Origin of the sequence: Paenarthrobacter sp. YJN-D (assembly GCF_015040335.1) — a bacterium.
GTDB lineage: Bacteria > Actinomycetota > Actinomycetes > Actinomycetales > Micrococcaceae > Arthrobacter > Arthrobacter nicotinovorans.
This window is the reverse complement of the sequence record NZ_CP053549.1, coordinates 2758456-2779946: the sequence shown is the minus strand read 5'-3', so window position 1 is coordinate 2779946 and position 21491 is coordinate 2758456. Positions and strand designations below refer to the sequence as shown.

Genomic DNA, 21491 nt, shown 5'->3' with positions numbered 1-21491 from the left:
GTGTCTCAGCTAAGATGAAACTCGTTGTCGCGTGTGCTCAATGAGGAAGGACCTTCACCGGTGATAGTGGTTGCGGAGAGCGCCGATGTTTCAGACAAGGCGGTAATTGGTGATGGATCAAAGATTTGGCATCTTGCCCAAGTCCGCGAGCAGGCCGAACTAGGGGTCAATTGCATCGTCGGACGCGGGGCCTACATCGGCTCCGGAGTCAAGATGGGGGACAACTGCAAAGTTCAGAACTATGCGCTTGTCTACGAGCCCGCGGAACTGGAGGCAGGGGTCTTCATCGGACCCGCCGTAGTGCTGACGAATGACACATACCCCCGGGCAGTTGCACCCGATGGAACTTTGAAGAGCGCCCATGATTGGGAGCCCGTGGGCGTCACTATTCGTGAAGGCGCGTCCATCGGCGCCCGCGCTGTATGTGTTGCTCCGGTCACGATCGGACGCTGGGCTACTGTGGCCGCGGGTGCTGTCGTGGCCAAAGATGTTCCTGATTTTGCTTTGATGGTCGGAGTTCCGGCCAAGCGCCATGGTTGGGTCGGCAAGGCCGGTTTCCCGCTGCAACGCAGCGGTGACAACTGGGTATGCCCGGAAACCGGCGCCACATATGTTGAACAGAACGAGACCCTTCGAGAGGTAGAGGCATGAGCCCCGAATTCATTCCCCCCGCCAAGCCCATCATCGGTGATGATGAGCGCAAGGCAGTAGAGGCTGTTCTGGCCTCCGGCCAACTCGCACAGGGTTCGGAGGTTGCGTCCTTTGAACAGGAATTCTCGCAGGTCCTCCTGGACGGCAGGGCAGCCGTGGCCGTCAACTCCGGAACATCCGGTTTGCACCTCGGTCTTTTGGCTGCGGGCATTGGCCCTGGCGATGAAGTCATCGTGCCGTCGTTTACCTTCGCGGCAACAGCCAACTCCGTGGCGTTGACAGGTGCTACCCCTGTCTTCGCCGATGTGGACATCGACCACTACACGCTGGATCCTGCTTCCGTCGAGTCGAAGATCACTGACCGCACCGCAGCCATCATGCCGGTGCACCTCTACGGTCACCCGTTTGACGTGGACGGAATTGGTGCAGTTGCCGCCAAGCACGGCGTGAAGGTCTTTGAAGACGCTGCCCAGGCACACGGCGCGGCAGTCAACGGCCGCAAGGTCGGTACATTCGGCGATTTCGCCATGTTCAGCTTGTACCCGACGAAGAACATGACCTCCGGTGAGGGCGGCATGGTCAGCACCGGCCTGGCCGACGTCGAACGGCGGCTTCGGTTGCTTCGCAACCAGGGCATGGAGCGCCAGTACGAAAACGAACTGGTTGGCTTCAACGCGCGCATGACCAACATTCACGCAGCAATCGGTCGTGTGCAGCTGACCAAGGTCGAAGGCTGGACGAAGACCCGGCAGGAGAACGCAGCATTCTTCGATGCAAACATCGAAGGTGTCGTTACCCCGAAGGTCGTTGAAGGCTACGAGCACGTTTATCACCAGTACACCATCCGGATTGCCGAGGACCGTGATGGCTTCGCGAAGGCCTTGCGCGAGGAGTACAACGTGGGCTGCGGCGTCTACTACCCGATTCCCAACCACCGCCTTGCGCCGTTCCAGACCTCCGATGACCTGCCGGTCACTGAAGAAGCGGCCTCCACTGTGCTGTCCCTTCCCGTGCACCCGTCACTTAGCCAGGATGACCTTGACCGGATCGTCGCTGCTGTCAACGCCGTTGCAAAGGCAGGTAGCTAGTGGCAAATCTGCGCGCTGGCCTCATTGGGCTGGGCATGATGGGCCGTCACCACGCACGCGTTATCCGCGAGCTCGAGGGTGTTGACCTTGTCGCCGTCGCTGACTCCTTTGGAGACCCCCACAACGTTGCCAGTGGGCTGGAGGTTTGCAATTCCGTCGAGCAACTCATTGAGCAGGGCATCGACATGGCTGTCGCCGCCGTGCCGACAATCCTCCACGAGGAAGTTGCCCTCCAGCTGGCCGAGGCCGGCGTGCACTGCTTGGTGGAAAAGCCGATTGCCAACGATTCTGTCTCCGGCCGCCGGATTGCGGAGGCCTTTGATTCCAAAGGCTTGATCGGCGCCGTTGGGCACATCGAGCGCTTCAACCCCTCCCTGCAGAGCCTCCGTGAGCGGCTTGAAAATGGCGATCTCGGCGAGGTCTACCAGATCTCCACCCGGCGCCAGGGCCCGTTCCCGTCCCGGATTGCCGACGTTGGAGTGGTCAAGGATCTTGCTACCCACGACATCGACCTCACCGCATGGCTGGCCCAGAGTAACTTTGTCAACGTCGTTGCGCACACTACATCACGGAGTGGTCGTCAGCACGAGGACATGGTCACTGCGATCGGGCACCTCAAGGACGGCGTAGTAACCAACCACATCGTCAACTGGCTCTCACCCATGAAGGAACGCACGACGGTTGTCCTGGGCGAGCGTGGCGCATACATTGCCGACACGATTTCCGCTGACTTGACGTTTGTCGAAAACGGCACCTTCCAGACGGACTGGGATTCGATCGCGGCATTCCGTGGTGTGTCCGAGGGATCGTCTACCCGTTTTGCCTTGGCCAAGCGTGAACCACTGAAGATGGAACATGAGGCTTTCCGCGACGCCGTTCTGGGCAAGTCCATGAACATTGTCACAATGGCCGAAGGCCTTGAGACCCTGCGCGTTGCTGAGGCTGTACTCAAATCAGCCGAAACGGGCGCTGTCGTCGCGCTGTAGCGCGGCTGGATTTTTGCACATTTGAACGGGAGGCTGGCGCAGGCCACGCCTCCCGTTCGTTTTTCCGGTCAATCGCTGCCCCCCTTCCGCGCGTTCCCGAATCGGGATTCGATCGTAACGTCGGGTAGCCTTGACCAGTAGACGTGGGCATTTTTGTGCCCGCACGCCAATACACAGGAGAGTTTGTGAACGCTGATCTCGTCGTCGTCGGCTCGGGTTTCTTTGGCCTGACCATTGCAGAACGCGCCGCTACCGAGTTGGGGCTGAAGGTTGCGGTGCTTGATCGCCGCCACCACATTGGTGGAAACGCCTACAGCGAGAACGAAGCGCAGACTGGAATTGAGGTGCACCGCTACGGAGCGCACCTCTTCCACACGTCCAACGAACGCGTTTGGGAGTACGTGAACCGTTTCACGACCTTCACGAAGTACCAGCACAAGGTTTACACCAGCCACAAGGGCGAGGTGTACCCGATGCCCATCAACCTGGGCACCATCAACCAGTTCTTCCGCTCGGCCATGAGCCCGACCGAAGCGAAGGCACTCATCGCCGAGCAGGCCGGTGAACTCGCCGGTACTGATCCGCAGAACCTGAACGACAAGGGTATCCAGCTGATCGGACGCCCGCTCTACGAAGCGTTCATCAAGCACTACACGGGCAAGCAATGGCAGACGGACCCCAAGGACCTGCCCGCGGAGATCATTTCCCGGCTCCCGGTTCGCTACAACTACGACAACCGCTACTTCAATGACACGTACGAAGGACTGCCGGTCGACGGATACACGGCCTGGATCGAGCGTATGGCGGACCACCCCAACATCGAAGTTGTCCTCAATACGGACTTCTTCGACGACGGCGAGTTCGGCCGGTCTTCCGTGCTGGGACAGGTGCCTGTCATCTACACGGGTCCCGTGGACCGCTACTTTGACTACGCAGAAGGTGACCTCTCCTGGCGCACCATCGACCTTGAAGAAGAGGTCCTGCCCATTGAGGACTTCCAGGGTTGCGCAGTGATGAACTATCCCGACGCCGAGGAAAAGTACACGCGCATCCACGAATTCCGCCACTTCCACCCGGAGCGGGATTACACCAAGGACGCGACGGTCATCATGCGGGAGTTCTCGCGCTTTGCGGAGAAGGGCGACGAGCCGTACTACCCCGTCAACACTTCCGACGATCGTCAAAAGCTGCTTGCTTACCGCGATCTGGCCAAGGGTGAGAAGTCCGTTCTGTTCGGTGGCCGCCTTGGAACTTACAAGTACCTCGATATGCACATGGCGATCGGTTCAGCTTTGTCCATGTACGACAACAAGATCAAGCCGCACTTCACAGGCGGCGCCAAGCTTGAAAGTGGGGGAGTGGACGCATGACCACCACAACAAACGAAAGCCAGGAGACTGCCATGACGGCTTCCACCGACGTGAATGCCCCCGGTTCAACTGAACAGAACCTGCGGATTGTCCAGCGTGTCATTTTCCCGGCGAACCGTGACCTCGACACCCTCCCCCTGTACGTAGACCCGGACACGAGCACAGTTCAAAGATCAGGCCGGGGAAGCTCGGATGTGCAGGCCGTCGGCATGACCCGGCAGCTCCACCCGGAGGACATCCTCGACCGCGGTTCCGTCCAGGTCCGCCGTGGCGAACGTCTTTCCTTCGGCTCCTACTTCAACGCTTTCCCGGCGAGCTACTGGCGCAAATGGACGATTGCCACAAAGACGGTCCTTCACCTCGAAACCGAGGGCGAAGGTACGATCATTGTCTACCGTTCCAATGCCCGCGGCGCATCCCAGCGTGTCGATTCCGTGTTGGTCGAGGGTTCCGCCTCGAACGATTTCGAGCTGACTCTTGCCCCGTTCGGCGACGGCGGGTGGTACTGGTTTGACCTGATCGCCGGCGGTGACGGCATGACCCTGAAGAGCGCTCACTGGGCCGTTCCGGACGAGGGCCGCACCCAGGGGCGCGTGACGTTGGGTGTCACCACCTTCAACCGCGCAGACTACTGCCTGGAAACCATCAAGGCTATTGACGGAGACCCCGGTCTTCGGGAAATTCTTGCCGAACTGATCATCGTCGACCAAGGAAACAAAAAGGTCGCCGACGAAGCCGGTTTCGACGCTGTCGCTGAATCCATGGGAGACCAGCTCCGGATCATCAACCAGGGCAACCTCGGCGGTTCGGGTGGTTTCGCACGCAACATGTACGAGATGCTCGTTTCAGACAAGAGCGACTACGTCATGCTGCTCGATGACGACATTGAACTTGAGACAGAGGGCGTGATGCGCGCAGTGGCATTCGCCGATCTCTGCCGCAAACCGACCATCGTCGGCGGACACATGTTTGACATGTACAACAAGTCTGTCCTGCATGCCTACTCAGAGGTGGTCAACTTCTACAGGTTCCTGTGGGGACCGGTGGAGGGCCTTGGCAATCATGACTTCTCCCAGGCCGGCCTGCGGTCCACGCCTCAGTTGCACCGCCGCTGGGATGCCGACTACAACGGCTGGTGGATGTGCCTCATCCCCAAGGCCGTGGTGGAGACCATCGGGCTCTCCCTGCCGGTGTTCATCAAGTGGGACGACGCTGAATACTCGCTCCGGGCCCGGGCAGCCGGCTTCCCGACAGTGACGCTTCCGGGTGCAGCTGTATGGCACGTCTCATGGGCAGATAAGGACGATTCCGTCGACTGGCAGGCGTACTACCATGAGCGCAACCGGCTCATCGCCACCCTCCTGCACTCCCCGTTCCCCAAGGGCGGACGAATCCTCCGCGAGAGCCTGAACACGGACATCAAGCACTTGGTGTCGATGCAGTACTACCCCGAGCAGGCCCGCGTCATGGCCCTGCGGGACGTCCTCGCCGGTCCCGGCGACCTGCACAAACAGCTGCCGACCACGATGCCGAAGCTTCGCGCCATGCGTGAAGAGTTCCCCGACTCCCAGGTCAAGACGGACCCCGCGGCGTTCCCGGAAGTTTTCCGGAAGCGCCCGCCCAAGAAGCCCCAGTCCTACAAGCAGCCGGGTGCGCTCGGTCTGTTGCCATGGGCAGTGAAAACCGTCTTGAAGCAGACGCTGGCTCCCGTCCGCGACACGGCCAAGGCCAACCCGGAGGCCCAAGTGGCCCACCAGGACGGAAAGTGGTGGAGCCTGGCCCACCTCGACAGCGCTGTGGTCTCGAACGCTGACGGCACCGGAGCTTCCTGGCACCTTAGGGACCCCAGGATGGCCCGCCAGTTGGTGGTTGAGTCTGCCAAGCTCCACGCACAGCTCTTCTCCAACTGGGAGACCCTTCGCGCGCAATACCGCGATGCCCTCCCGGAGATCACCTCCATGGAATCCTGGCGGGAAACGTTCGAAGCATCGGAGCCTAACAAGTAGCAATGGCCACTTCCACTGATACGTATGCTGTTCCAGGGGTAGGTGCCGGTCTGCTCGACGTCTATCGACGCCGGTACCTCCTCAAGTTGATCGTCCGCAAGGAACTCCGTGTTCGTTACCGGGGTTCGGTTCTCGGGCTGGCATGGTCCTACGTCAAGCCCCTGGTCCAGTACGTAGTGCTGTTCTTTGCGTTGGGCATTGTGCTGCGGGTTGGGGATCAGATCCCCAACTACGCGCTGTACATGTTCTCCGGCGTCATCGTTATCAACTTCTTCTCAGAAGCTTTCTCGAATGCCACGCGGTCCATTGTCTCCAACGCTGCGTTGGTGAAGAAGATCTATCTGCCGCGTGAGTTGTTCCCGGTTGCTTCAGTGTGGGTCGCTGCGGTCCATTTCCTGCCGCAGCTGGTGGTCCTGCTTGCTGCCGCCTTGCTCACAGGCTGGCATCCGGACATCCTGCAACTCATCGGGGCTGCATTGGGCTTCGTCATTGTGGCTGTCACAGCGACTGGTCTGGGGTTGCTGGCTGGTGCCATCAACGTCTTCTTCAGGGACGCAGAGAACATCGTCGACATGCTGATGATGATCGTTACCTGGACCTCCCCGGTTCTTTACGACTGGACCATGATCAGACGCCTGGCCCCGGAATGGGTGCTGGTGATTTACCAGCTGAATCCGATCACGGTAGCCGTCGAACTGTTCCACTGGGCGTTCTGGTACCCAACAGTCAACCGGCCCGTTGAGTTGCCTCCCCATTTGATGTGGACCGGTCTGCTCGGACTCGGTATGGCTGCTTTGTTCCTTATTATCGGCCAGCTCGTGTTCCGACGGCTCGAGGGCCACTTTGCGCAGGAGGTCTAAATGGGTGCTGCCGTAATCGTCAAGGACCTCAAGAAAACGTTCAATCTTCGCCACTCGCACTCCTTGAAGGAAACGCTTGTTTGGCTGGTGAAGGGACGCAAGGGCGATCTGACCCGAAGGTTTGATGCGCTCCATGACGTCAGCTTTGAAATCCAGCCCGGGGAGACTGTCGCCCTCCTGGGCTTCAACGGTTCAGGTAAGTCCACCCTTTTGAAGCTTATTTCCGGAGTCATCCTTCCCGACAAGGGGACGGTGCGCACGAAAGGCCGCGTCGCCGGCCTCATCGAGGTGGGTGCAGGATTCCACCCGGATCTTTCCGGGCGGGAGAATGTGTTCCTGAACGCCGCGATCCTGGGCATGACAGAACAGGAGATCAACGAGAAGTTTGACGACATAGTCGCCTTCTCCGAGATTGAGCAGTTCATCGATACCGAGGTGAAATTCTATTCTTCCGGTATGTTCCTGCGCCTCGCTTTCGCGGTCGCGGTCCACACCCAGCCGGACATCTTCCTTGTGGACGAAATTCTTGCCGTAGGTGACGAGCCTTTCCAGAGAAAGTGCCTCGCCAAGATCAAGCAACTCTCAGATGAGGGCCGGACACTGGTAGTAGTCAGCCACGACCTCGACATGATCTCCAGGATTTGCGACAGGGGAGTGGTGCTTTCATCCGGCACCGTGCAGTTCGAAGGGCCTGCCGAGGAGGCAGTAGCCTGGCTCCGCGAGCACTGATTCCGAGGGCAGCAAAACTCCTTGTCATTAGGAGTCGCAGCCAACACAGAAAGGCCACCGTACCTCTTTTCACAGAGGTACGGTGGCCTTTTTTGCGCCCCGCGGTCACGTGCAAGGGGCCATAGGGCGCCGGCAAGATAGGTGACCCAGCAAGCCGGCTTTCCCAGGTCAACTGCCAACAGGTGGACAGTGAGACCCCTGCGTACGAAAAGAGCGCCCAAACCCGAAGGCATGGACGCTCTTTTCCCGGACTGGGATGCCCTGGCTACACGGTGACCTTTTCGGCCGGTTCTGCGACTACCTGCTCAGCGGACTTTCCGCGGCGGTAGCGCCGCACATAGTGGAAGACAGTGAACAGCAGAATCCCGAACCACGCAGCTGCCTGGGCGGCAAGTCCCATGGTGAGTCCCGGCGTCGTGAAGGAAATGTCAACGGACTTGGCGCCGGCGGGGATGTCCACCATGATGACGCCGGCAGGTCCCTGCGTGAGCTTCTGTGTCTCGCCGTCGACCTTGACGGTGTAACCGGGCCAGGCGAGCCGCGCGAAGGTCAGTTTTCCAGCGTTGCCGTTGCCAGAGAGCTGGACGTGTTCGTCGTTCCCTGTCCGCACTGAGTCCTGGACGGTGATGCCGTCAGAAACCCATGAGACAGTGCCGGGGTGTGGCAAGGGGTTCTGGCGCTGCAGGATGGTCCGGGTCTCGTCTGATGCAACAATCGACCATCCCGGCGCGATGTCCAGCTGGTCCGGAGCGATCAGGGTTTTCTGGACGGCGACGGTTTCAACCTGAAGGACGTCAGCCAACGTGGCGTCGATTTCAGGCGAGGCCTGTTTGAACAGCTCAGTGTAGGCCAGCGGGCACGTTTCTCCGCGGTAGTTCATGCACAAGGCATTGACGTACGTCGTGAAGCTGATTCCGCTGTAGCGGCCCATGCTGTTGTTGACGTCAGCGTTGAGGATCTGGTTGCCGTACAGGAGCCGTCCCTCGGTGAATTCCGCGCCCGTGATCTTCATGGTGTTGAAGACCTGGATGGTGTTTCCTTTGTAGTTGCTGGTGGCATCCCGGAGGGTATCGGCATCCACGGGAGAGCCGATACCTGCAACTGCATTGTTAGGGACGAACTGACGGGACTGCATGCCCAAGGTGGCGATGGTTCCGACCACCATGACGGCGGCAAGGCCCCGGTAACCGAAGCGCTTCCATCCCAGGATCGCAAGCACAACCAGCACCAAAGTCACGGCCAGCGTGAAGAACTGCCACTTGCCGCCCTCCGGAACCATGGACCAGGCCCGGTAGGTTCCGAAGCCGAGGATCGCGACGGTGATGAACAACCGTTTCTTCCAGGCGGTGGTTTTCAAGCCTGCTGAGGCCACTACGGCGACAAGGACGATCACGCCCAAGTACACGTACTCGATGAGACGGATGGGCCAGCGGAAGACCAGAACCTGTGACGGGGCAAACGTCAGGAGGAAGTAGATACCCGTAATGATATAGATGCTGAAGATCTGGCGGGACCGGTTCCTGAAGCTGCGGAAATCCAACCACGGAAGCAGGGGCAGAACGAACCATGCCAGGTAGCTTGAGGGGACGTTGTCGATGGGAGCCCAGAAGTTGTTGATCCGGGGCCTCATGGACGAGGTGCTCATCGTCAGGAGGGAAGACATGTCCGGCGAGAGGAAGAGATCGTTCAGGATCTCATTCTGCTGACGGACCGTTACGGCAGAGCTGAGGGGCAAGGGGAAGTACACCAGGACGGCAGTCAGGCCCACCAGAGCGCCCACGATGACGATCGGGATGAGGCGTCGCCAGTGCCGCATCAGCATCAGTTCGACGGCCACTGCTGCCAGGACGAGAATGACGCCGATGGCTCCGTAGGGATTGCCGGCTGTCATGGTGAGGAAGCCGAGCAGGAACGGAAGGAAGGGCGAGGTGTTGCGTCGGGCGTAGCGGCGCACTGACCACCAGAAAACCGTGATCCAGGCAAAGGCCATGAGACCGCCGGGCCAGCGGGCCGCCTCGTAGAACAGGGTGAAGCCGCTGAACGGAATCGCTACACCGGCAGCCAGGGCCAGTGGCCTGTTTGACCCGTAGTCCCGGGCGAGCATGTACGTTCCAAAAGCCAACAGGGCAATGAACTGGACGATGATGAAGTAGCTCGCCAGCGACAGGTTCTCGAAGTTGGAGACAATGACCGAGTTGACGATGTTTACGGGATTGAATATCCCGTAACCGACCTCGGCCACAATGTTGCCGCCCACCCAGCCCCCCGGTTCCATCAAGGGGAATCTGCCCGAACGAATCTCCTCACCCATGTGCCGCCACAAGGGAAGGAAGGACTGCATCATGTCGTCCCAGTAGTAGAACGTGGGATTGAAGAGCCTGGGGATGATGGACGAGATGGCCGCGATGATGGCGGTAACAATGCCCCAATGCCAATCATGCTTCATGAAGTAGCGCCGCTTGGTGACAGGCGGGCGCTGGGCAGTGGCCTCGGAGGTTACTGCTGTCATGGTGGTACCTTGCTCCTTAGCGCGCGGCATAAGTTTGATTATTGGCCCGAAGAACGCCCGGGAATCGTAGACACCCGGGCGTGGAAAAGACCCACAGCATCAGCTGGGCTCTGAGGTGGAATCTCCGGGGGTCTTGGAAGCGGACTGCCGCCACCGGAAGTGCACAAAGGCGATTCCTACGCAGAGCAGGTCCGCAACAGTGAACATGATCCGGGAAAGCGCGGCGATTGCGGTTGCGGCACCGGCGCTCATCATCCCCGCCAGGGCAAGGATCAGGATGGCTTCCCGTGCGCCAACTCCAGCGGGCAGCAGGAAGGCCAGCACCCCGAGGGTCATCCCGAGAGCGAGGGCACCGGTGAGGACCAGGAACGTCGCCAGGTCCAGGGTTGCCTCGTGACCTACCAGGATCCACAGGTGCAGGCCGAAGCACAGGTACATGAGGACGCCGAGGATGAAGGCTTTGACCATGGTGTTGGCCTGTATCCGCTCAGGCAGCGGTGGCCGGCGGAATACCTTGAGCACGAAGTTGACCAGGAAGGTCACAACGTTTGGGTTCATCGCCAGAATCACGACGGGGAGGATGACGTACAACCATTGCAGGTTCGGTTCCCGCTGGACAAGGATTGGCAGGGCTGAAGCTCCAACCACCAAAGCTGCGCCGATGGTGATGCCGGTACTGACCAAGGAAGCTACGAAGACCTGGGCCCGCGCGATGCCGTTTTTTCGGCCGAGCTCCATCTGGAGGACGAACGCCCAGACGGAGCCGGGAAGATATTTACCGATCTGGCCTACGAGGTAGATCTGGTTCAGGACCAGGCCCTGCGGCTCGATGTCAACAGACCTCAACAGGCTGGCCATGACAACCCGCCACATGTACATGCCCAGAAGAACCCCGGGGATGAGGGCAAGCAGCGAAAGCAGCACCTGCCACCATTGCAGGGCAAAGACCGTGGCTTGGACCTGTGGCCATTGGACTGCGATGAAGTACACCGCAGCGGCAAAGACGATGACCACCAGGGCGCGACGGGCAAAATCCACCAGTTTGGCTTTGGTGGTCTTGACCGGAGGCTGTTCCAAATTCACGTCGTTGTCGTTCGACGGTGTTTCTGCGATCGATCCCGTCATGGGGCGTGTGTCCCCGCGCTGGGAGCAGCTGCCAGTTCGCTCTTGCGCCGGCGCATGGCAACCAGACCCTTGAACATCTTTACGACGTCGGCAGTCCGGATGGTGGTTTCGCCGGGTTCGTCATCGGGCGCCAAAGTAACGGGCACTTCCACTATGTCGAAGCCCTGTTTTTCGGCGGCGTAGACAACCTGGGTGCTGAAAAGGAAACCAGGATCGTCAAAACGGTCCACCATGTTCCGCAACCAGCCGCCGTCGACGATGAGCGTTCCCTGGGAGTCACCGACCTTGGACCCCAGTATCACCTGTCGGAGAGTCTTGAACCCGAAAGTGGTGAGTCCGCGGAGGGGGCTGCGCTGGATGTTCGAATTCTTGTGCGCTTTGGAACCTATGACCACATGCGGTTTTGGTTCGAGCTTCGCGTCCTCGTCAAGATCATCGGTCCCGAAGGGAAGATCATCGGCGGTCAGGAGGACACGGCGTCCGGAACTGGCCTCGATGCCCCTCCGGTACGCGTTTCCCATCCCTTTTTCGCTTTGGAGAACGTGGAATGTCACGTGTGGAGTGTCCACCGCGTGCTCGCGGGCAACCTTGAGTGTGTTGTCGGAAGATCCGTTCTCCACGATGATGATCTCGGAGTTGCCACTGGTTAGATAGCCGGAAAGGCGCGCCATTGTTGCCGCCAATATCCGTTCTCCGTTATAGACCGGGATCACAACGGAGAGATCCGGTTGGCCTGCCTGGTCGAAAGTCAAGACTCTCCTCGGTAGTTCGTGCCGACGAATTCTTGACGCCAGCCGCAGCCCGCAACTCTGGCGTCACGAGGTCCTTGCAAACCCTCAGTCTAGTTCATTCCGGCAAACGTTCTGCGGAAGCCCGGATGGGCCCACGGAACCCGGCCAACGAAAGGGGTGCACCGGATATTCTCCGATGCACCCCTCGAAACGGCAAGCCGGGCGGTTGGATCCGCTATGGGAGGGAGGTGAATCCCTGCCAACCGTTGCCTACCTGGCTCCAGGCAAGCCACCCGCCGGTGCCATTACCCGGATAGATCCAGAGGTTGCCGCTGGCATCCCGGGCGAGGACATCGGACTTGCCGTTGCCATTGAAATCGCCTGGTCCGAGGAGCGCCGTCATGCCGCCCCAACCGCTGCCGATCTGGGTGCGGGTGCCCCAGCCGCCAGTGCCATTGCCGGGATAGAGCCAAAGCCCGCCGCTGGTATCGCGTGCAATCACGTCGGTCTTGGCATCTCCGTTGAAGTCGCCGGTGCTGAAAAGGGTATTCATGACGTTCCAGCCGGCCCCGACCTGGGTCGAACCTGCTGTGAATCTACCGAGGCCGTCGCCCTTGTAGAGCCACAGCACGCCTGCCGCATCCCTGGCGAGGACGTCGGATTTGCCATCACCGTTGAAATCTCCGGGGGCAACGATCGCCGTCATTCCGCTCCAGCCACTTCCTACTGACACGGCCGGCTGCCAACCGCCGGTTCCGTTGCCCTTGAAGAGCCACAGCTGTCCGGCGCCATCCCTGGCGAGGACATCGCTTCGTCCATCGCCGCTGAAGTCCCGGGTTGGAACGATCAGGTTGTAGTTGTTCCATGCGGTACCGGTGTTGACCTTGCCCAACCATCCACCTGTGCCATTGCCCGGGTAGAGCCACAGTGTTCCGGCTGAATCGCGGGCCAGGACATCGTTCTTGGCATCGGAGTTGTAGTCCTTCCAAGTGTTGGCGGGAGCTGCAGGCAAGGTGTAGGTCTGCGAGGCTACTGCCGATTGGTTCCCTGCAGCATCAACGGCAAAGTACTTCACCGTGGTGGTTGCAGCCGGTGTGATCGTGACTGTCGTGGTGGCTACCTGGCTGGCAACTGTCGGAGTGGTGTTATCCGTCGTGTAGTAGATCTTTGCTCCGGACTCCGTCGTCAAAGTGACGCTCTGTCCCAGGGCCAGATTGCCTCCGGTCGGGTTGGCCGTAACAGCCGGCGCAACGTTATCCAGCACGTACACCTGTGTCTGGGGTGCGGAGGCGTTGTTCGCTGCATCCACTGCGATGTACTTGAGGGTCTTGCTGCCCATCGCAATCGGAGCCGTGTACAGAGTGCTGGCAGTGGTAGGTGTGCTGCCATCCTCTGTGTAGTAGATCTTTGCGTCCGCCTCACTTGCGGTGAGAGCGATCTTGCTGGAAGGACCGTAGGTGCCCGCGACGGGATCTGCTGTCACGGTTGGCGGTGTCGTGTCGGCGACGAAGACCGTAAAGTTCACACCGGCCACCGTCGTGTTTCCGGCCTTGTCCCTGGCTTCAACTTCGAACCTGTTCGGGCCATTGGCGATGTCCGCGTAAACCTTGGGGGAGGTGCATTCAGTGAAGGCATCTGTTCCCAACCGGCAACGGAATCCGGCAATGTCCGGCGAAGTGGAAGCAAACTGGAACTGGTACCCGGCACCCACCGTGGCACCACTGGCGGGAGCGGTGATCGCAACCTGCGGAGCCGTCAGATCCACTGTCACGGTCAGAGCAGCAGCAGGGCCGACGTTCCCGGCGGGGTCCGTGCTCCTGATCCGCAACGTGTGTGCACCCTCCGTGGTCAGCGTGAAGGTATCGCCCGGCACGCAAGCCTTGAAGTCAGCGTCAGCCGTGGAATCAACGGAGCAACTCAGTGTCGTTCCGGGTTCGAACGTCGCGCCGAGAACGGGTTTGCCGTTGACCACCTGTCCGCTGTTCGGTGCTGTGAAGACAGGAGCGGCGGGTGCCACTGTGTCTACGGTAAACGTGCGGGACACGGGAACGCCTCCTGGTGCAGGCCGGACGGAGAACGTCTGTGGCCCATTTGCCAGAACAGCTGAGGTGTAGGTGCCGCTGGTGCAATCTGTCCAAGCGCCGCCGACTGAGCATTCCAGGGCACTGCCACTGGGGTCTGCGCTGACACCGAAGGTGGGTGTGGTGTCGTTGGTGAACGCCGGATTAGGCGATTGGCTACCGTTGGCAAGCGTTGGGCCGGAGGTAATCTGGGCTACGACTCCACCCAGGAGGCTCATCTTTCCTTGGCCGGTGGCCGGTGGGTTGTTCAGCTGTCCTGCATCATCCAGTACCAGCAACTGTCCGGCACGCATGCCCAGGCCGCTGATCTTGCTGAAGCCCAAAGCCCAGGAATTGTCCACGGTCCCGGTGCTGAGATTGAGGCGGGAAACTTTGTCCTTGCCTGCATCGGCGGCAGTGGCTCCGCTGCTTGTGCCCGTGTAGATGATGTGGGCATCGTAGTCGTAGAAGATCGACGATGCGACACCGACATTGTAGGAGGCCAGTGGCACGTAGTTGGTCATGTCGCCGTCGTCGGGAGCCGAGAAGGCCCGCATCCCGGTGGTTTCCAGGACGTATACGCTGACGTGTCCGTTGCTGTCCCAACCAGCCGCTACCAGCCCCAGGGCTTTCGTGGTGACCGAGGCGATGGATTCGATGCTGGGATGCTTGATGGTTGGATCAACAATCTTGATGATCGAACGGGCATTCGCAAACGAAAGGTAGATGTTGCCGTCAGGGCCGTCGCTGACGGCATTCGGCCTGACGTCGCCATCCAGGATGGTCAGCGTGCTGCTGTACTCGAAGAGATCCAGTGCGGGACTCCATACGGCACGCACCACATGCGAGCTTCCCACCGATGAATCCGGGATGAACGCCGTCTCGTCTCCACTGCCTGCCGAGGAAGGCGTGGGATCAAGGATGGTGGCGACGCCCGGTACTTTCGGGCCTTGTTGGGATCCGGCCAAGGATCCGCCCAGGCAGGTATCCTTTTCCACGGTGCCGGGCTGGCCATTGACTGGATCGCTCATGCGGCAGAAGCCTGCCACGCTGTCGGAGACCCATACTTTACCGACGGGATCGACTACCGTTCCGGCAGGCTTGGTGAGGCCTGTGCCTACCACCTGTCGTTGTTGGTCGGCATAGGCCGGGGTGCTGGAAACGACAGCGGTCATTCCGGCGACGGCCAAGGCAGCAGCGGCCACGATTGTGGTCAGCTTCCTGCCTCGCAGCAGGCGTTGGGATAAATTCCGGGCTGTGGACTGTTCCATTACGCCACTTCCTTCAGCCACTTGGTCAGCACTGCCGACTGCGGCGCCATGGGGGCCAGCGTCAGTGCGCCTTTGACTATCGGTGCCCCGCCCAGACCGTAGAGTGCGGTACTGATCGTCGGAGGATTGCTGCGGGTGCATGCCTTGACGATTGCAAGGCAGATGTCCGCCCGCCCACCGGATGCGCCGGCTTCAATGGCAACATTGACGGCTGCGTTTTCCTCGGCTTCAAGAACCTGGGGCTGCGGGCCGACGTAAGCTACGCGGACATCGGCAAACTTCTTGTACTGGGTATTGGCCCAGACTTCGGGAAGGCTCGACAACACCGCGAGCGATTTTCCATCAGCTCCGCGGCAGTCGAACTTGTACCTTTTTACCGGTTCAGGTCTTTCGGGACGAGGAGTGTCGGCATCGCCGGCATTCGTTACGCCCAGCCTGAACGGCTCAACATTTTGCGTGACTTGGACAGAGCAGCCCGTAAGAACGAGACCGGCAAGGCCAAACTGGACGACAGCGCGTCTTGGCATATCCACCGAGGGATCCCCACTTCATTCGGATGCTCCCCAGCTCCGCATGCAGTTGGATTTTCGCCCCAGCCGTTGCCGGCTGCATTACTCCATCTTCTCCCAAATTCCGCATTTGTCACTACTTAAGACGTCTTTTTCTGCAAGAAGAATTCCGCTTTGGCCTTCGGCAGCGTTTCCGGCCGCTTTCTGAGCACCATCTGGTCCCTTGACACTCCAAGTGCAGCCTTCCGGCGGCGTCTTCCGGAGGTGGAAGCTTCCGGGTGCCAGCCCGCCGTCGCCTACTACATGCTGACCGTCTCCAGCGCGGGCACCCGCAGCCCATAGGGCAATGATCTTTCCCTGGGGCGCTTTGGGGCACAGCTCGCTTGCTGCCTTCAGCAACTGCCGACTGCTTCCACCGAAGATGTCCGAAGCAGAATCATCGCTGACGCGGGTACACAGCCCCAGTGCTGCCAGGTAGCTGTCCAGGCCTTGTGCGGGGTCCGTTCCGGGCGCCGCGACGGCAATGACATGGGCCTCGTCATCTGTGGGCTCATAGGGCTGCGGCCCGTCGTAGTTGGCTGTGCAGGAGTCCAGCCGCAGGTAACCCGATGAGGCCCAGACTTCCGCCAGGCTTGAGAATGTGGTCTCGGGGACTGCGTTCAGACTGGTACAGGTATAGGAAAACCGGCCGGAGTCGTCCGGGTCGCCGGCGCCCTGTCCGCTGCCTTGTCCCTGTCCGCTGGTGGGTTCAGCAGAAGTTTCCGACGGCGGCGCGGACTGTGATGGTGACGTCGGGACCGTGGGGGCTGATGTGGAAGGCGCATTGCTCGAAGGTGTTGCTCCTGGAGCTGAGGAACAGCCCGAAGCAAGCAGCAGCACAGCTGCTGCTACCGCTGCAAGGTTATGAAATCGCATCGTGGCCTCCAGCTCCATGGTGTCCGGAGCGAATGGCCGGGTCAACAGATTGCCCGGCGAATTGGGTATCGATACCGCTACGAATTGCGCGGCAGAGGTCCGCAGGACGTGCTGCGGTACGTCGAAGGCCCTGGCTTGTTGGCCAAGGCCTTCGACGGAAGTATGCCTGCCTAGGCGAGCATTGAGTTCAGAGTGTTGATGACAGTGGCTTCCACGCCACCAGTACCGCCGAGGAAGTGGCCGATGTGGCCGTAGACGGTCATGGATCCGCCAGCGATTCCAGGGTAGTCAGGATCCCATCCGCCCTCGTAACTGCCGCCCACCGAATAGGGAGGCAGGAATTGGGCGCTCGGCAGGTAGTAGCAGGATTCGTTGCCGTAGCCGCCCACAATGACGCCATTGGCTCCGCCGTACTTTGACCGGAAGTACGCTGCATAGCCACTGACGAGTTCGCCGCCCACTATGCCGATTTTCAGTTGTGGGCTGCCGCCAAATTTCCAAACCTGGAAGGGGCACGTGACGGAGGTGGAGTAGCTTCCGCTGTCGATCCGTCCGATCATCACTTGGGCGTGGCGTCCATACCAGGCCGGATTTCCATCCAGGTTGGGCAGCCTGGACGCGTAGGCCGCGCGCACGGCCGCCAGGTTGCCGGCTGTGGGCGTGATGTCCAGGGGAATCTGTACCTCTTGATAGCTCGTCTGGAGAGGGCTGCCGATGGTCCTTCCGGGGGTCTGCATGGCAATCGAGACGGCCGAACCCAGCTTGGTGGCATACTCGTCGCGAAGTTCCCAGCTGGGTTCGCCCATGGGATTCTGGTCTCCGGCCGCTCCCTGGAGGAAGAGCGCAAAGCAGTTCGTGTTGTTGTTCTCGATGTAGTTGCAGGCCCCCGCCGGGAAATCACCGTCAAAGAGTGTGCGCATGCCGGCAGCTACAGGGTGGCATGCGTAATTGAAAATGACCGCCCTCGCTTTGCCGTTTGCCCGACGCGCGACGATAACGGGAACGGTGTCTTCCAGGTACGGCAGACCTGCCCTGTTGTAAGCGATACTCGCCGTGGTGACTTTGTAGTCGAGAGTCACTGCCGTCTGGGCGTTGTTGAGCGCTTTTTGGGCTGCATCCACGAGGTCGTCTTCGAGCTGTTGGCTGTACGTTTCCACCATGGACAAATCCGACAGGCCGTAGCACATGAACGGGTGGAGGGTATCAACCACCACCGGCCCGTTATGTGTGTGGGTGGATTGGATCAGGATGTCCCCGTTGCTCCAGTTTGCGAGCTGGAGGATTCTCGCCCGGGCGCTTTGATGGAGTGAGTGCGGCAGCGCCAGGATGTCCACGCTCATGATCAGGTTGGGCGAGCCGTTTTCCCAGAGGATTATTGCCCTGGCCCACAGGGATTCGTAAGGTGCACTGCTGGTAGCCTCGCGACCACCGTCGAGGGTCCCGTACCCCGCCATGTATGGGTTGACATCCAACGGTGGGGAAATGCTGACCTTGGCCGTAGAAACGGTAAACGCCATGAAAGATCACTCCTTGATTGTGCGGAATGGTGACCTTCGTTTGCCCCCAAACAAAGCCCGTTTCCCATTGCGCTGAACAGCCAATACGTGAGACCACCTTCATTAGATCACGCAATCCGGAATATGAGGCCTATCCAATGAAGCGAACATCATTTGTTTCATTTGCGATGCTTTGCTACGAAAAACAGAAAGGACCCGCTCGCTCCGTTGTGGAGTTTGCGGGCCCTTCGCCAGTCGACGTTTGTCGGCTGCCTGGCGCTACCTGGATGCGGGGGAGAGGATCTTCAGCCCTGTCCAGCCGGATCCGATGACGCTGGTTGGACCCCATGCACGGTTTTGCCCAACGGGGTAATAGCGGAGCTCCCCGCCAGTTGTTCGACCTATGATGCCGGTTGAACCCGCTCCAGCAAATCCTCGGATTGCTCCAAAGCTGTTAATGACATTCCACCCTGTACCGATGGTTGCCGGAGCTTCCGGGATGAAACTCCCGGTACCGGTCGACCGGTAAAGCATGAGGTCTCCCGAAGCGGTTTTAGCCAGGAGATCGGCGTTTGAGTCCTTGTCGAAATCCATCTGGACTATGTCCAGGCCTGACCAGCCGGTCCCGATCTGGGTGCGCGTTCCAAGTGCGCCGCCTGATGGATTGCCGATCTGGAACAACCGGCCTGCGGGGTCGTATCCCACAATGCTTGGCCGGGGATCGGACTTCTTCCACGTCCCGACGGTCAGCGTCCAGTCCTGCCAGCCTGTACCCAGACTGATGGGAGAGCCGAAGCCGGCCCCCTTGAAGCCCGGGTAGAGTGTCAGCCGGCCGTCACTCCACTGGGCAAGGATGTCCAATGCGCCGTCGCCATTCCAATCAGTAAGGAAGCCCGCCTTCAATCCCGTCCATTGTTTCCCGATCAGTTCGGGAGAGGTGAGTCCGCCGGAACCTGAGCCCGCATACCGGTAAAGATTGCCGTCCTGCCGGATGGCAAGGACATCGGGTTCATCCACGCCCAGTGTTGCCTCGACGTTGACCGGGGCACCACCAATGAGCAGGGCATCGTTCCAGCCGAGACCAGTGAGGAAGCGGTTACCCCACGAGCCGTTCACCGCAGGGTAATAGTAGAGATCGCCGTTGGCGGCACGTGCCTGCAGTCCTTGCGAGCCGGAGCCGTTGAAGCCCGCTGCGGAGCTGATTGAAGTCATGGCGGACCATCCGTTTCCGATGACCCGTGCCGGCTCTGTAAGGAAGGACCCGAGCCCGTTGCTGCGGAACAACCGCATCGTTCCGTCGCCTGTTCTGGAGACGAGGTCCTGGCTGCCATCGCCGTCAAAGTCCAGGAGATTGAACTGGTGCCCACTGAATCCGGTACCTATCAGGACACCGCCGCCCAGAGCACCGCCCGAGGCGTTCTGGTATCGGTACAGGTTGCCGCTGCCGTCCTGGCCGATGACTCCAGGGAAGGCATCCTTCGAGTTCCACCATCCGGTGGCGAGCGACATTTCCTGCCAGCCGCTGCCCACTTGGATGGGCGTGCTGAAGCCGCCGCCGGAAGTGCCGCGGAAAACCTGGAGTGTTCCGTCGGCCCATTGGGCCAGGATGTCCTGGACTCCGTCCTGGTTCCAGTCAACGACGTGGACGGAGAGGGCGTTGCCCCAGCCGGAGCCGATGGTCACGGGCCCGGAGATACGTCCCTGGCCGTCGGCTGGAAAATTATCGAGTCGTCCCGAAGGCATCACCGCAAGCACATCCGCTCCGGAACGGATGGAGGGATTCGAAGGGGTCGGAACACCCCGGGCAAAGGTACGGAGCTCATCAAAGGTGCCGTTGAAGATGTTCGAGTCGCCTTCGAAGGGGCCCGTGCTGCTGTACTGCCACATTGAGTAGTCGTTCCAACTGGCCGGCAGCGAGCCCGGCGAATTGGTGGGATTGTTCCAATAGGAAGCAATCCACAACGGGTAGCTCCCAAAGGTGCTGTTGCCTACGCAGGTATTCCACCAGTCGGTCGTGCTGTAGATGACGGGGAATCGACCGGTCAAGGCCTTGACGGTGTTGCCGAAGTCGGCTGCCCACTGACCCAGTTGGGCCTTGGACATGTCGTAGCACGTGTTGCCGAAATAGAAGCCGTTGATGGTCCGGCCCGCGTAGGGGTTGTACTCGATGTCAAGCACCGGAGGAAGAGTGTAGCCGTCGGCCGACCAGCCACCTCCATTCGCTACGAAGTACCTGGCTTGGTCTGCTCCGGATGACCAGTTCGGGATGGCGAAGTGATACGCGCCGCGAACCATGCCAACATTCCGTGAACCGTTGTATTGCTGGGTGTAGTTCTCGTTGAGGTAGTAGTTTCCCTCGGAAGCCTTGACGTAGGCCCACCGGGAGCCTTGGCTCCATTGGCTTTGCCAGTCGACGTTGCCCTGGTGTGCGCTCACGTCCTGCCCTTGGATTCCAATGGTGGGCCGCCAGTGGCCTGTGTCTGCCGCCATCGGTACCGTGGCCTTGACCGCTGCTCCTACGGCCTTGCCTCGGGCCGGTGCCGCCGCCTCTTTGTCCTGTTTGTTCGTCACGACCCTCGGGGAGCGCTGGCCCATTTCCGCGCCGCCGGCCGGGATGGCGGCGCGCATGGCGGCCTTCATACTCTCGGCGTCGGGTGCGTCACCAGGCATGGACTTGGGTTTTGTGGCCTGCGCTTCGGCTTTGCCGGCAGGGTCAGGCGCAGGTTGGGACGCTACACCGGGTGTAAGTTCGACGCCGGTGATCGGCGCTTGCTGGTCAGGCAGCTTTCCTTGCCGTGGGGTGCTTTCAACCGGAGGTGAAGCCGGGCCATTCCCAGCTGGCTGGGGGCCCTGAGATGATCCGCCGCCAGGAGCCTCAGAAGTGGGCGCCGGCTGCGGACCGGATGTCTGTGCCCATGCGGGCGCGCAAAGGAAACTGCCTGCCGTAAGGGCGACGGTGAGCGCCAGCCCTGCCCGCACCATGGGGATGCGTCCGACCGGGTCCAAAAATTTACGTTTCATCATCACATCCGGCCCTGTACCGCGGCTCAGCGGTGCATGGTGTGGCTTAGGGACAAGCTCCGGGGCGCCTGCGCGTGAGACCAAAGGCCAGCTCCTAACGGGCTTTACCCTAACATTCTGAAACAGGAGTGACTAGTGGGATTCACGATGCCCCCGGGACCAGT

At 60.4% G+C, this 21491-nt stretch carries 15 protein-coding genes; 7 read left to right on the top strand and 8 right to left on the bottom strand.

All coding sequences use genetic code 11. From position 1 onward, the window contains the following. Positions 1-33 precede the first annotated feature (33 nt). The 7 genes from HMI60_RS12895 to HMI60_RS12865 all read left to right on the top strand — a co-directional run bounded on the left by HMI60_RS12895 (position 34) and on the right by HMI60_RS12865 (position 7690). On the top strand, positions 34-651 hold the full coding sequence (locus HMI60_RS12895) for an acyltransferase (protein ID WP_018776426.1): 618 nt from the start codon (positions 34-36) through the stop codon (positions 649-651). Further along, entirely contained in the window at positions 648-1739 is a 1092-nt protein-coding gene (locus tag HMI60_RS12890; RefSeq protein WP_018776425.1) for a DegT/DnrJ/EryC1/StrS aminotransferase family protein, read from the top strand. Before HMI60_RS12895 ends, HMI60_RS12890 begins: the two co-directional genes overlap by 4 nt. Then, positions 1739-2725, top strand: a complete 987-nt coding sequence (locus HMI60_RS12885) for a Gfo/Idh/MocA family protein (RefSeq protein WP_018776424.1) — start codon at positions 1739-1741, stop codon at positions 2723-2725. The genes HMI60_RS12890 and HMI60_RS12885 overlap by 1 nt, the downstream gene beginning before the upstream one ends. A 185-nt stretch (positions 2726-2910) precedes the next feature. Then, the gene (gene glf, locus HMI60_RS12880; protein ID WP_018776423.1) at positions 2911-4095 is read left to right on the top strand and encodes a UDP-galactopyranose mutase; all 1185 of its coding nucleotides are present in this window, start codon (positions 2911-2913) and stop codon (positions 4093-4095) included. Continuing rightward, positions 4092-6101, top strand: coding sequence for a glycosyltransferase (locus tag HMI60_RS12875; protein ID WP_018776422.1), 2010 nt, complete (start codon positions 4092-4094; stop codon positions 6099-6101). Before glf ends, HMI60_RS12875 begins: the two co-directional genes overlap by 4 nt. Positions 6102-6103: 2 nt before the next feature. After that, complete coding sequence (locus tag HMI60_RS12870; RefSeq protein WP_018776421.1) at positions 6104-6961, top strand: ABC transporter permease; 858 nt, start codon at positions 6104-6106, stop codon at positions 6959-6961. Beyond that, on the top strand, positions 6962-7690 hold the full coding sequence (locus HMI60_RS12865) for an ABC transporter ATP-binding protein (RefSeq protein WP_018776420.1): 729 nt from the start codon (positions 6962-6964) through the stop codon (positions 7688-7690). 265 nt (positions 7691-7955) lie between these two features. Here HMI60_RS12865 and HMI60_RS12860 read toward each other — a convergent pair whose 3' ends face one another. The 8 genes from HMI60_RS12860 to HMI60_RS12825 form a co-directional block, all read right to left on the bottom strand. Further along, positions 7956-10199 (bottom strand): hypothetical protein, encoded by a 2244-nt coding sequence (locus HMI60_RS12860; RefSeq protein WP_110503926.1) that lies wholly within the window; start codon positions 10197-10199, stop codon positions 7956-7958. Between the two features lie 99 nt (positions 10200-10298). Then, complete coding sequence (locus HMI60_RS12855) at positions 10299-11324, bottom strand: lysylphosphatidylglycerol synthase domain-containing protein (protein WP_018776418.1); 1026 nt, start codon at positions 11322-11324, stop codon at positions 10299-10301. Continuing rightward, positions 11321-12076, bottom strand: a complete 756-nt coding sequence (locus HMI60_RS12850) for a glycosyltransferase (protein ID WP_018776417.1) — start codon at positions 12074-12076, stop codon at positions 11321-11323. The genes HMI60_RS12855 and HMI60_RS12850 overlap by 4 nt, the downstream gene beginning before the upstream one ends. Positions 12077-12290: 214 nt before the next feature. Continuing rightward, entirely contained in the window at positions 12291-15386 is a 3096-nt protein-coding gene (locus HMI60_RS12845) for a chitobiase/beta-hexosaminidase C-terminal domain-containing protein (RefSeq protein WP_193589764.1), read from the bottom strand. Next, positions 15386-15712 (bottom strand): hypothetical protein, encoded by a 327-nt coding sequence (locus HMI60_RS21055; protein WP_018776415.1) that lies wholly within the window; start codon positions 15710-15712, stop codon positions 15386-15388. The genes HMI60_RS12845 and HMI60_RS21055 overlap by 1 nt, the downstream gene beginning before the upstream one ends. Positions 15713-15997: 285 nt before the next feature. Further along, the gene (locus HMI60_RS12835) at positions 15998-16810 is read right to left on the bottom strand and encodes a hypothetical protein (RefSeq protein ID WP_227453529.1); all 813 of its coding nucleotides are present in this window, start codon (positions 16808-16810) and stop codon (positions 15998-16000) included. A gap of 170 nt (positions 16811-16980) precedes the next feature. Beyond that, positions 16981-18327, bottom strand: a complete 1347-nt coding sequence (locus HMI60_RS12830; RefSeq protein ID WP_018776412.1) for a hypothetical protein — start codon at positions 18325-18327, stop codon at positions 16981-16983. Between the two features lie 258 nt (positions 18328-18585). After that, the gene (locus tag HMI60_RS12825; RefSeq protein ID WP_370584016.1) at positions 18586-20976 is read right to left on the bottom strand and encodes a GH25 family lysozyme; all 2391 of its coding nucleotides are present in this window, start codon (positions 20974-20976) and stop codon (positions 18586-18588) included. Between the last annotated feature and the right edge of the window lie 515 nt (positions 20977-21491).